This window comes from Nonomuraea cypriaca (assembly GCF_015645445.1).
GTDB lineage: Bacteria > Actinomycetota > Actinomycetes > Streptosporangiales > Streptosporangiaceae > Nonomuraea > Nonomuraea cypriaca.
In genome coordinates, this window is record NZ_JADOGI010000003.1 from 68200 (window position 1) to 80660 (window position 12461).

Annotated in this window: 10 protein-coding genes and 1 pseudogene; 3 read left to right on the top strand and 8 right to left on the bottom strand. The window is 70.9% G+C overall.

Translation table 11 applies throughout. The features are described from left to right. Positions 1 to 16: 16 nt before the first annotated feature. On the bottom strand, positions 17 to 1030 hold the full coding sequence (locus ITP53_RS01910) for a hydroxyacid dehydrogenase (RefSeq protein ID WP_328813705.1): 1014 nt from the start codon (positions 1028 to 1030) through the stop codon (positions 17 to 19). Positions 1031 to 1247: 217 nt separating this feature from the next. Here ITP53_RS01910 and ITP53_RS01915 point away from each other — a divergent pair, with 217 nt between their 5' ends. Both ITP53_RS01915 and ITP53_RS01920 read left to right on the top strand, forming a co-directional pair. After that, positions 1248 to 1430, top strand: a complete 183-nt coding sequence (locus ITP53_RS01915; protein ID WP_195893511.1) for a hypothetical protein — start codon at positions 1248 to 1250, stop codon at positions 1428 to 1430. 218 nt (positions 1431 to 1648) lie between these two features. Further along, positions 1649 to 2725, top strand: coding sequence for a LacI family DNA-binding transcriptional regulator (locus tag ITP53_RS01920; RefSeq protein ID WP_195893512.1), 1077 nt, complete (start codon positions 1649 to 1651; stop codon positions 2723 to 2725). Positions 2726 to 2747: 22 nt separating this feature from the next. On the opposite strand, the pseudogene ITP53_RS59990 reads toward ITP53_RS01920, so the two are convergent. The 7 genes and pseudogenes from ITP53_RS59990 to ITP53_RS01950 form a co-directional block, all read right to left on the bottom strand. Beyond that, positions 2748 to 3497 (bottom strand): annotated as a pseudogene (locus tag ITP53_RS59990) (rhamnogalacturonan lyase family protein); the annotation flags it as partial. Positions 3498 to 3590: 93 nt separating this feature from the next. Then, positions 3591 to 6311, bottom strand: a complete 2721-nt coding sequence (locus ITP53_RS01925) for an exo-rhamnogalacturonan lyase family protein (RefSeq protein ID WP_195893513.1) — start codon at positions 6309 to 6311, stop codon at positions 3591 to 3593. 415 nt (positions 6312 to 6726) lie between these two features. Then, on the bottom strand, positions 6727 to 7785 hold the full coding sequence (locus tag ITP53_RS01930; RefSeq protein ID WP_195893514.1) for a VWA domain-containing protein: 1059 nt from the start codon (positions 7783 to 7785) through the stop codon (positions 6727 to 6729). Next, a complete protein-coding gene (locus tag ITP53_RS01935; RefSeq protein ID WP_195893515.1) occupies positions 7786 to 8736 on the bottom strand; it encodes a VWA domain-containing protein in 951 nt (316 codons plus the stop codon). A gap of 64 nt (positions 8737 to 8800) precedes the next feature. Continuing rightward, complete coding sequence (locus ITP53_RS01940; RefSeq protein WP_195893516.1) at positions 8801 to 9685, bottom strand: DUF58 domain-containing protein; 885 nt, start codon at positions 9683 to 9685, stop codon at positions 8801 to 8803. A gap of 3 nt (positions 9686 to 9688) precedes the next feature. Beyond that, entirely contained in the window at positions 9689 to 10678 is a 990-nt protein-coding gene (locus tag ITP53_RS01945; RefSeq protein WP_195893517.1) for an AAA family ATPase, read from the bottom strand. Positions 10679 to 10703: 25 nt separating this feature from the next. Further along, on the bottom strand, positions 10704 to 11498 hold the full coding sequence (locus ITP53_RS01950) for a S1C family serine protease (protein ID WP_195893576.1): 795 nt from the start codon (positions 11496 to 11498) through the stop codon (positions 10704 to 10706). A 369-nt stretch (positions 11499 to 11867) separates the two neighbouring features. On the opposite strand from ITP53_RS01950, the gene ITP53_RS01955 reads away from it, so the two are divergent. Then, complete coding sequence (locus ITP53_RS01955) at positions 11868 to 12422, top strand: carbohydrate-binding protein (RefSeq protein WP_195893518.1); 555 nt, start codon at positions 11868 to 11870, stop codon at positions 12420 to 12422. Positions 12423 to 12461: the final 39 nt, after the last annotated feature.

The following is a 12461-nucleotide window of genomic DNA, read 5'->3' on the forward strand; positions in this document are numbered from 1 at the left end:
AGCTGCTCGACCGGCGTCAGGCGATGTACGGGAGCTGCTCCGGTTCGACCCGCCCGAGCAGCGGCGCGCCGTTGACGAACCTGCTCACCTCGGCGATCGCGAATTCGCCGAGCCTGCGCGTCTCGCGGCCCTGCGCGCCGGCCAGGTGCGGGGTGATCAGCACGTTGGGCAGGGCGAAAAGCGGGTGTCCCGGCGGCAGCGGCTCGGGGTCGGTGACGTCGAGGACGGCGGAGATCCGGCCGGTGGCGCACGCCGCGGTCAGCGCCTCGGTGTCGATCAGTGAGCCGCGGGCGGTGTTGATGACGACCGCGCCGTCCGGCAGCAGGCCGAGCCTGCGGGCGTCGAGCATGTGGCGGGTCTCGGGCAGGGCGGGGGCGTGCACGGTGACGAGGTCGCCGCGGCGGCAGATGTCGTCCATGCCCACGGGCTCGGCGCCGAGGGCCGCGGCTTCGGCCGCGCTCACGTACGGGTCGTAGAGCAGCACCTCGACGTCGAAGGCCCGCAGCCGCCGCAGCACGAGCCGGCCGATCCTGGAGGCGCCGATCACGCCCACTGTGCAGCCGTGCAGGCCGGTGCCCTCGCCCGAGAACCAGTCCCCGTGCGCGTCCTCCACCGCGGCGGCGTAGCGCCTGGCGCGGCTGAACGCCTGCTTGGCGCCCAGGACGAGCATGGCGACGGTGTAGTCGGCCACGGGGACGGCGTTGGCCTCGGCGGCGGAGGACACGACGAGCCCGTTGTCGAACACGACGGGGTCGACGCGGGCCTTGACGGTGCCGGCGGCGTGGATGACGGCACGCAGCCGGGGCGCGGCGGTCAGCACGGCGGCGTCGATGCGCGGTCCTCCCCATCCGCTGAGCAGGATGTCCGCCTCCGCCAGGGCGGCGGCGGCCGCCGGTCCTTCGAACGAGGTGAAGGTCGTGGCGGGGTCGATGTCGACCAGTTGCCGTAGCCGGGTGAGCAGGTCGGCAGGGAAGACGCCGTCGAACGCCCAGGGGGCGATGGCGAAGACCGCGACGGGTCGCCGTGGCACTTGATGAGCTCCTATGAGGCGTGGTTGTGTAAACGCTTCCGCAAACGAGGCCACTCTACGTGGCCACATGTCCTACCACAACGCCCCTCCAGGCCAGAGGCCCAGGAGAACCCCGGACTCCTCCTCAGGCGTCTATTGACGATGCTATGTAACCGTTTTATGTTGATGAACATTCTGTTTCGAGCTCGGCACCGCGAGAGAGGCGTAGCACGTGAGCATGACGCGGGTCCGCGGCGGCACTGGCGCGACCAGTCCGCCGATCGAGGGGGCACGGAAGCCGTCCACCCGCATCGGCCCGCTACGGCGCATCCGTGCCGACCGCGTGCTGCTGCTCCTCGCGGTGCCCGGCGGCGACCAGGTGGCCGGGGAACTGGCCAAGGAGTACGCGGCGAACCAATGACGTCCCGGCTGCAGCGGCCGGCCCGCCGCCGGGATTTCGCACGCGGGGACGTCGCCCAGCCGGACCGTCACCGTCTCTCTCCCATCGGCCAGATGTTTAATCGTTTACGCCGTATCCTGGACCGGAGGGAACCAGCAGGCATTTGACACCCCGACCCGCGAACGGAACGATCGCGTGCAAGCGGTTTACCAGTTGTTGCACCATCCAGTGGAGGTGGCATGTCCCGGCGCGCGACGTCTGGGGGCGAAGAGCGGCGGGCGGTGACGATTCGCGACGTGGCGGCGCACGCCGGCGTGTCCGTGGCCACGGTCTCCCGGATCCTGTCCGGCACCTACCCCAGCGCGCCCGCCACCCGCGGCAAGGTCATGCGGGCGGTCCGTGAGCTCGACTACGTGGCCAACGCCAACGCCCGCGGCCTGGCCGGCGCGAGCAACCGCAGCGTCGCGATCATCGTCAACTCCGTCGTCTCCCCCCACTACGCCCACGTCGCCCAGGGCGTTCAGACGCAGGCCGCGCTCGAAGGCAAACTCTGCATCGTCGGCACCACCGGCGGCGACCCCGAGCGCGAGCTCGCCACCGTCCAGCTCATGCGGCAGGAACACGCCGAATGCGTCATCCTCGTCGGCAACGTCGTCAACAACGACGCCTACCGCGAGCGCATGGCCGAATACGCCCGCGCCCTCGCCGCGGCCGGCTCCCAACTCGTCCTGTGCGGCCGCCCCACGCTCGGCCCCGACGTGCCCGCCCTCGTCATCGAGTACGACAACACCGGCGGCGCCTACGCCATCACCAGCCACCTGCTCTCAGCCGGTCACCGGCGCATCCTGTTCCTCGGCCGGCACGAGGGCTGGACCACCCCGGGCAGCCGCGTCGCCGGCTACCGCAACGCCCTGGCCGACTTCGGCGTCCCCCACGACCCCGGCCTGGAGATCGACGGCACGATGGAGCGCAGCGAGGGCTACCGCATGATCCGCCGGCGCCTCGCCGCCGGGCCGCCCGACTTCACCGCCGTCTTCGCCGGCAACGACCTCATCGCCGCCGGCGCCCGCCAGGCGCTGCGCGAGCACGGGCTGCGCATCCCCGACGACATCTCCATGGTCGGCTTCGACGACCTGCCCACCGCCGCCGACATCGACCTCACCACCGTCCACGTGCCCCACGAGGAGCTGGGCCGCACCGCCGTACGCATGGCTCTGCGACGCGGGTCCGGCGAGGCGGGAATGACGGAGCACGTGATGCTCGGCACCCACATCGTCGTCCGCGACTCCGTTCGCGTCCTGAGACGCCCGAGCTGACCCGCCGCATGTCGCCGACGAAGGTGGGATTCTGGCCCTGACTGGCGTTGACCGCGCCGTAGTTCCAGGTGCTGAGCAGCCGGGGCAGGCTGTTGCTCGGCTTCGGCTCTGCCGGGTCCCACTTCTCCAGCTTGCCGTCGTTGAGCAGCTCCCTGGTGAGGTCGCCGTCCCACCACAGGCCCAGTTGCGGCCACGGGGCCAGCGACGTGTCCGGTTCGGTGAGCCGGTTGGACCGCGCGTTGTAGAGGCCGGAGAAGGACCAGACCTCCATGCCGGGGAAACGCGGGTCGATGTCGGCGGCCATGCCGCGGCCGACGTCGGCGACGCCGTCCCCGGCGTGCTGCCAGAGCATGGTGCCGTCCTTGGCGCCGTAGTAGTACTCGCGCAGGCCGCTGGGGTTGTCCTGCTGCACGCCGTACCCTTCCAGGCCCGGCCGGGAGGGGTCCAGGTCGGCGATGTGGAAGCGGTCGCCGTGGACGACGCCCTCGTCGGCGAGGGAGTAGCGCAGGGTGCCGTCGCCGTTCAACGCGAACCCGATCTCGGCGATCTCGTCCTTGCCGTCGCCGTCGAGGTCGACGATGCGGGTGTTGTGCCCGTCGGCCATGGTCCCGTTGCCGCGCTTCCACTTCCACTGGTTGGTGAGGGCCGCGCCGTCGAACCGCCAGGCGGTGAACATGAGGTTGAAGTCGCCGTCGCCGATCCGGTTCTTCATGAACGCGACCAGGCTCGGCGCGACCCCGTCGAGGTGGCCGACGCCGAAGCGGGCGTACATCGGGCCGTCGGGCCGGTAGTCGGTGGGCACCTGGGCCGTGGCCCGGGCCGCTCCGGTCCTGCCGTCGAGAATGGCGATGTGCTGAGGGTCTCCTTACCGCTTGTCGCCGATGAGGGCGAGGCACTGGATGGCGGCCAGGCCGTACTGGGCGGAGGCGTTGGTCGAGAGAGGGGCCTCGTCGACCGGCTTGAGCACCTTCGAGCCCTCGATCCGCACGGCCTCGAACGAGTGGTCCTTCGGATAGCCGGCGTGGCCGGTGTCGAACTCCTTCCACGCCCGCGCGGCCAGGCCGGCGTCCCCGAGCTTGGCGGCCGCGTAGGCGGTCAGCCGGGAGTGGGCCTGGCGCAGGTTCTGGCTGCCGAACGACTGTCCCGTCTCGGCCTTCTGCTCTTCCGCGGTGCCGTTGTAGAGGCGGCAGTACTGGAGCCACGCCTTGGTGAAGGCCTCGTCACCGGTCAGGTGGATCACCTCGCTGCACAGCTCGACCAGGCCGAACACCGCGCCGAGCGAGCCGACGCTCACCGCCGGTTCTGTGGGCTCGAACGTGCCGTCGTCGAGGTCGTACAGGCCGCTGCCGCGCACGAAGCCGTTGGGCATCGCGGCGATGGTGCGCATGCCGTTCAGCAGCTTCTCGCGGGCGATCGGCGCGCCGCCCCGCTCCCACTCCGTCAGCCAGGCCAGCGCGAGGCCGCTCCAGTCGGTCCCGGTGCTCACACCGAGGGCGTGCGGGTCCGGCTCGTAAGGCTCCGTGCGGATCTTGCGGATCGGGTCCAGGACGAGGAACGTCTTGTCGGCGTCGACGAGGTCGCGCAGCAGATCCCCGATCCGTTCGTCGGCGGTGAGGAAGTAGAGGAAGCGCCGGTAGCCGGCGTTGCTGATGCGGGCCTGCTTGGCGCTGTCTGCCCAGTGCTGCACGCCGTGCCGCGTCCCCAGATCGCGCCACTTGCCCAGGTGGTAGACGTCGACCTCGCCCGTGTGCCGGGTCATCGCCTCGGCGAAGCGGAACGCCTCCGCCTTGCCGGTGCGCAGGTAGTGGTACCACAGCCACAGGTCGGTGGACAGCTCGGAGTTGTCCCAGGCGTAGCCGCCGACGTCGTACCGCCACACGTGCCGGTCCTCGTCGTAGCTGTGCATGACGTCGCCGTAGTCCCAGAAGCCGTACCAGGAACGCTGCTCGACCTGCTTGCTGTGGTGGTCGAACATGAAGTCCAGCCGGTCCTCGATCAGCGCCTTCTCCGGGGTCGAGCGGTCCACCGGCGACCAGTCGCCGAACACCCCGGCCGCGTGCAGGTGCGCGGGCGGCGCGACGACGAGCGGCGGCGTGCGCACGGCATCCGTCAGCTCCGCGATCTTCCCGGCGGCGGGGGTGGCCTCCAGGGCCCAGAACATCAGCTCCGTCGTACGCGCGATGCCGTACGGGGTGCCGAAGCCCGGCTCGTAGTCCTCGTACGTGATCTCCAGCCCTTCGAGCTGCTCGGCGTAGGTGTCCTGGCCGAGGCCGTCGTGGTAGAAGCGCAGGTCCATCGCCCCGGCCTCCGGGGACCACATCCACAGCGTCACCTCGGCCCTGTCGCCGGCCGCGCCCCTGACGTCGAGCTGGGTGGGGTGGAGCTGCCAGAAGTTACGCATGCCGAAGGCGAATCCGCCCTCGGGGCTTCCGACGTACCCGAGCCCGCCGGCCCGGCCGCCCGCGTCCACCGGGATCCAGCTGTGCCCGGCCTTGGTCCGCTTGCGGATCTGGAAGCCGTCGGCCGTGACCTGGCGCAGTGAGTAGTCGCCGAAGGCGGGGATGAGGTGCAGCCGGGAGCTGACCCGGGTGTCCCACGTCTCCACCGGCGGGGTGGCCTGCCCGGCGACCTGCGCCTGGCGGACCGCCGCGCCCGGGTCGCGGCGGAGGCCGGTGATGCCGCGTACCGCCTCGGCCAGCACGCCGTCGCCCGGCCCCGCGAAGCGTACGTGCCGGTTGTACAGCTCGCCCCGCATCGGCACCTCGAACCGGATGCCGAGACCGCGGATGAAGTCCTCCTTCTCGTCGCCGTCGTAGACGAAGCTGTGCACGGCGCGGATGCCGTCGCTGCCGGCGTAGAAGTACAGCCGCACGGTGAACGGCAACCAGGACCGGTTGCCGTGCCGGTGCCTGCCCTCGATCCTGACCACCGCTCGGACGGGGCCGGACTGCTCGACCGTCACCTTTTCCGTCCGGCCGGCGAACTTCTCCGTCTTGCCCGCCCGGCCCTCGTCGTCGTCCGGCTCGTCCTGGCGCAGGCAGACCAGCTCGCCGTCGCGGGCGATCTCGATGTCCCCGCGGTGGATGGAGCGGACGAGTCCGTCGCCCCTCTTCTGGATCACACACCGGATGACCCCGGTGTTCACCTCGACCCCGTCCCTGCCGTCCTTCACGGTCACGGCCGTCGCCGGCGCGGCGGGGGTGCCGGCGGCGAGCACGTACTGCTCGGCTGGGGCGACCTCTGCGCCGATGGCGTGCGCGGTCCACTTGAGCGACCCGTCCGGCCAGTACGCCGTCGCCCACGTCTGCACCGGCACCTGCTGCCCGGCGGCCGTCTTCAACGCGAACGCCTGGTCCTTCGGCACGACGCCCTTCGGCCACGCCACACCCCACGTGGACCCGGCGGCCAGTTGCTTGGGGGCGCCGCCCTCCAGCCACCTGAGCTGGACTCCGTCCTCCAGCGGGCCGGCTGCCGCGACCTGCCGCGCGGACTCCGCCCGCGCTGGTCCGGCGCCCAGGCTGAGCTGTCCGGCGGCGCCGACCGCCGCCGCGCTCAAGAGCAGGTTCCGTCGGGACATCATCGCCATGGGGGGCTCCACTCGGGTTGGCGTAACGTCGATGAAACGGTCCGTTGTTAAACCGTTTACTCGAAGCCGATCGCACCACGAGCCCCTATGGCCTGTCAAGAAGCAGTTCGAGCCTTGAATACGTTTGCAACAACCACTCCTACGTGACGGTCACAGGCCCTCCACTTGCCCCACGACCAGGACGAAACGGCGCGAAGTTGCCACCTCGACACGCACCCGGAACCAAGCGGATGGAAGCGCTTCACTAAGGGAGGCCGCGTCAAGGAGAGGCGCGAGGATTTCAAGAAGGAGCACGGCGAACGTGCGCGCGGTCTGGGCGCGTGGAACGCGGAGCAGCAGACCATGATCTGAACGAGCCTCGGCTTCTCACCGAGGTCCGGCGCCGACTCGGCCCCGTAGTCCGTGCCACTGATGCTCAGTGAACGGTCCGGGGGCGGTTCCACCAGAGGGAGAGGGACAGGGCCGCGGTGATGAGGACGGCGCCGCCTGCGGCGAAGGCGGCGGCTGTGTCGACCCGTTGGCGGACGACGGTGAAGCTGCCGGGGAGGGCGTCGAGGGCGCTCTGGAGTTGGTCGGCGTTCTCGGCGCGGTGGTAGGAGCCGCCGGTGGTCTGGGCTATCTGTTTGAGTGCGGGCTCGTCGATCATGCGGACGTTGCGGCCGCCGTCGAATCCACCGCGGCCCCGGCCGCCGAAGCCGCCGCCCCAGCCGCCGAAGCCGCCGTCGAACTGTGAGTTGTCGCAGACCATCGGGGCCGGGTTCGTGGTGCCGAAGCCGATGGGGAAGACGCGGACGCGACGCAGGGCCGCTTCCTGGGCGGCGGTCTGCGGGTCGACGCCCTGGGTGTTGGCACCGTCGGTGAGCACGACGATCGCGGCGCCGGCGTAGCCTTCCCCGCCTCCGCCCGGGTTCGCCCCGGTGGCGGCGACCGACGGGTCGACCTCCGCGATCGCGTCGATCGAGGTGAGCATGGCCTGCCCGACCGCGGTGCCGCGGGCCACGGTGAGGCTGTCCAGCGCCTCGATCAGCGACTCGGTGTCGTCGGTGGGAGGGACGAGCAGACCCGCGGTGCCCGCAAAGGTGACCAGGCCGATACGCGGCCCGCCCCGCTGCGACTCGATGAACTCCGCGGCGGCCTTCTTCGCGGCGGTGATGCGGTTGGGGTCGACGTCCGTGGAACACATGGAGCCGGAGGTGTCGAGCGCGAGCACGATGGTCGCCGACGTCTGCGGCACCGGCACCGACGCCTGCGGTCGCGCGGCCCCCACCGCGAGCAGCGCGAGCCCGGCTATGAACAGTGCCGGGGGGATCTTCCGCGTCCAGCGCGTACGGCCGGGCAGGGCGCTCCGTACGAGCGCGATCGAGGTGACGCGCACGGCGGCCCGCCGGCGGCGGCGCCGCGCCCACTCACGGATGGCGAAGATCAGCGGGATGATCAGGACTGACAGCAGCGCCCACGGCCATGAGAACAACATTCAGATCACCCGTCCAGACCGGAGCACGGTGAGCGCCGCTCCGGCGGTGAGCAGCGCGAGGGCGAGCCCGATCAGCCCGCCGGCGAGGGGCAGCGGCTCGTCGGAGACGGTGAGCCGCAGATCGATCGTGTCGGCGACCCCGTCGAGCCGCGCAGTGTCGGAGGCGGGATGGTACGCGCCGCCGGTGGTCTGCGCGATCAAGGTGAGGGTGTCCTCCTCGAGCGAGGTCTGCAGGTGGTAGCCATCGACCTTCACCGTCGCCCCTGCCGTGGTGCCGACCCCGACGGTGTGGATGTGGACGTTGGCTCGCTGCGCCACTGCGGCGGCCCGTTCGACGTCCGCGCCCTGGTTCTGGCCGTCGGAGAACATCACGATCGTCGCCGACGGCCAGTAGCCGATGTCGGGCGTGGTGCCGTCGCGGCCGACGGCCACCGGCTTGCCGATGATCGCCGACAGCGAGGCCGTGATGGCCGTCCCCAGCGAGGTGCCGCCGGTGATCTTCAGCCGGTTGATGGCCGCGAGCGCGATGGAGTGGTCGGCGTCGGGCCGTGCGGTGGTGAGCGCGCCCCGCTCGAACGCGACGACTCCGATGTCGACGCTGTCGGGCTGCGCCGCCACGAACGCGCGGGCCGCCCGTTGCGCGGCCGCCAGCCGGGTGGGCGCGACGTCGTCGGCCCCCATGCTGTTGGAGACGTCGATGGCGAGGATGACGGTGCCCGCGGTCCGCGGGACCGGCACCATGGCCGCCGGTCCCGCGGTGGCGATCGCGAGCACCCCGACGCCGGCGATCGTCAGGCCGATTCCGAGGTACGCCGGGCGGCCCCCCGGCACGGGGACACCGGCCGCGGCGAGCGCGGCCGTCCGCCGGCGCGCCGAGACGACGGCCGCCCAGGCGAGCGCCACCGTGACGAGCAGCCCGACGGCCAGCAACAGCGGAGACGACAGAGTCATGAGGCCTCCTTCGCCGGCCTCATGACCAGAGTGCTGTGCCCATTGATGACCTCGACAGGCTCGGTCATGATGACCGGTCCCGGGTTCGGGCGACGACCTCGACGAGTGCCTCGGCCAGATCGCGGTCGGTGTCGATGCGGTGGACGGGGACCCCGGCCCGGCGCATGCCTGCCGTGAGCCGGGCGTCGCGGGCGTCGACGGCGGCGCGGAAGCGTACCCGTAAGAGGGGGTCGGCGGAGTCGACGACGAGCTGCTCGCCGGTCTCGGCGTCCTCGACCACGATCAGCCCGGCTTCGGGCAGCACGTCGTCGGCGGTGTCCACGATCCGCAGGGCGACCACCTCGTGCCGCCGGGCAAGGCGCTGGAGCGAGCGTTCCCAGTCGCCGTCGCCGATGAAGTCCGACAGCACGACGATGAGTGCGCGGCGGCGCGCGAGCCGTCCGGCCGCATCGAGCATCTCCGCCAGGTCGGTGGTGGCGCTGCCGCGCGCCGCGGAGGTGCGTTCCAGCTCGGCGCCGATCCGCAGCGCGTGCCGCCGGGAGGTGCCGGGCGGCACGACGCGCAGCATCCCGGTGTCGAACAGCAGGGCGCCGACGCGGTTGCCGCCCCGGCCGAACATCCGAGCGAGGACGAGCGCGAGCTCGGCGAGCACGTCATGCTTGCCGCGCCCCGGCCGGCCGGCTGCCATCGACGCCGACCGGTCGAGCACGAGCCACACCGTCAGCTCGCGGTCCTCGGTGAACACTCGCAGGTGCGGCTCGTCCAGCCGTGCGGTCACGTTCCAGTCGATGTGCCGGGCGTCGTCGCCGTCGCTGTAGGCGCGCAACCCGGTGAAGTCGATTCCGGAGCCGCGGTGCGCGGTGCGGTGGGCACCCTGGAGTCGGCCGTCGAGCCTGCGGACGACCTTCCACTCCAGGCGGAGCAGGAGCCTCTCGGGGGCGGTGGCCATGGCTCAGCGGTTCTGCAGGACGACGTCGGGCGCCCGGACGGCCCCGAGCACCCTGGTGATGATCGTGTCGGCGTCGACGTCGTCCGCGAGGCCCTCGTAGGACAGCACGAGGCGGTGGCGCAGCACGTCGAGCGCGAGCTCGGACAGGTCGTGTGGCAGGACGTAGTCGCGGCCGCGCAGGAACGCCAGCGCCCGGGCGCCCGTGACGAGCGCGATGGACGCCCGCGGGCTCGCCCCGTAGGTGACGTACCGTTCCAGCTCGCCGAGCCCGGCCGTCGCCGGGGAACGCGTCACGGAGACCAGCCGTACCGCGTAGTCGACGATCGCCGGATCGACGTACACCTTCTGGGCGTCGGCCCGCATCGCGATCAGATCCTCGGCCGTCACCATCGGCTGTGGCGGCTCCGGCGGACGCAGCGCCCGCCCGACGATCGCCTGCTCTTCGGCCTGCGTCGGATAGTCGACGACCACCTTCATCATGAAACGGTCGACCTGCGCTTCGGGCAGCGGGTAGGTGCCCTCCGACTCGATCGGGTTCTCCGTCGCCATGACCAGGAACGGCTCGGGCACCCGGAACGTCTCACGGCCGATCGTCACCTGATGCTCCTGCATCACCTCCAGCAGGGCGCTCTGCACCTTGGCGGGGGCGCGGTTGATCTCGTCGGCCAGCAGTAGGTTCGCGAACACCGGGCCGAGTTCGGTTCGGAACTCCCCGGAGTGCTGGTGGTAGACCCGCGTGCCCACGAGGTCGGCCGGCACCAGGTCGGGGGTGAACTGGACGCGCTGGAAACTCCCGGCGATCGCGGCGGCCAGCGACCTCACCGCGAGCGTCTTCGCCAGGCCCGGCACGCCCTCGACGAGCAGGTGACCGTCGGCGATCAGCGCGACGGCCATGCGCTCCAGCAGCACGTCCTGCCCGACGATCGTGCGTTTGACCTCGAACAGCACCTGTTCGAGCGGATGAGCCGACTCCGGGGACTTGGTCGAGGTCATGGTCTTCCTTCTCGTGACGCTTCGGTCAGATCTCAGGCCCGCCGCCCGGCGGGCCGTCGCCTTCGCTACCACCAAGGGCCGCGCCGATCGGCACCGCGAACGCGATGCCGGCGAACGCCTCGTCGCCTCCCGGGTCGGCGATCGATACCACGATCCCGATGACCAGGCCGCGAGCGTCCAGGAGGGGACCGCCGGAGCTGCCCGGGTTGACGGAGGCGTCGAATTGGATGAGCCCGCTCAGGTCGCCCTCTTCCGCGGACCGGTTCAGGCCCGACACAACGCCGGTGGAGACGCTGTAGGTCAGGCCCAGCGGATTGCCGATCGCCACGACGGGCGCGCCCACGGCCGCGCCGCCGCCGAGCGTCGCCGGGACGACGATCTCCGGCAGCTCCGCGGGCTTGAGGGTCGCGACGTCGCGCCGGGGATTCGACGACGAGACGACGGCCTTCGCCTTGGTGCCGTCAGCGAACGTCACGGTGACGTCCTCCGTGCCTTTGACGACGTGGTACGCCGTCAGAATCGTTCCGTCCTCGGCCGCGATCACCCCGGTTCCGAGTGACTTCCCGGCCTGGATGACCGCCACCGACGGCCCGGCCCTCTTGAAGACCTCGGACACCGTGAGCGTCGCACTGGGCGTCGGTGCCGGCGTCGCGCTCGGCGCGGGCGCGGCCCCCGCACCGTTCCCACCGCTGCTTCCCAGCCAGTACGCCAGCACCGCCACGACGACAATGGCGCCGCCCGCGACGACAAGCCGCCGAGACCTCCCGGCCCCGGCTCCCTGAGCCTCGGCCGCATCGGCCTCCTGCGGCGCGCGCTCCATCACCCCATATTTATAAAAATCAGCGAAAAGTGCTACAAATCCCGCCTGAAAACTCCATGAGAACCGGTCCCCACAGCCCCACGCGCGCAACACGGAGACGTGATCATGTGCCCCACGGACCCGGTCCGGGAGGCACACGCTCGTGTCCAGCTGGGCACGCGACGCGCTCACGGGCAGGGACCAGCCAGGCACTCGTCTCTTTTATCAACTGTGAAATCGGACATCTTGACAGCTCACTTGTCCGGGTGTCACCATCGCAAACAATCCGAAACAATGCCGAAATAGCTCCACTTGTCGTACATAACGTCAAGTGCAAGGAGCTGCGCGCGCCTTGCCTGACTCAACCCCCCAGGTCAGGAAAGTAAGCACATGGCAGCACACCTGTTCACGGCCTTACTTCTGGCGCTACCCAGCGTCACGCCCGCGACCGCCGCCGCGACGGCACCGGACATCCCACCTGGCGACTATCAGCAGGTCCAGCTGGCGACCGGCCCGCCCGAGATCGGCGAGGCGATGTCCCTGGCCGTCCTCCCCGACAGAGGAGTCCTCCACACGGCCCGCGACGGCACGGTCAGGCATACCGACCCGGCCGGCAACACCAAGGTCGCCGGCAAGCTGGATGTCTATACCCACGACGAGGAGGGCCTGCAGGGGATCGCCGCCGACCCCGCCTTCGCCACCAACCGCGCCCGCGTGTCGGCGGGCGCGCCTGGGGGAACGATCGAGGTGCGCGCGGGCTCGGCCACCGGCACCCTGCTCGGAACCCTGACCGTGCGGAACACCGGCGGCTGGGACACCTTCGCGAACGTCTCGGCGAACCTGTCCGACACCCCTTCCGGCACCACGACCCTCTTCCTCTTGTTCAAGGGGATGACCGGACAGGGAAACCTGCTCGACGTCGACACCTTCACCCTCACGAGGTAGGCACCGGGATGCGTCACTTCATAGGAATCGTCCTCGCTC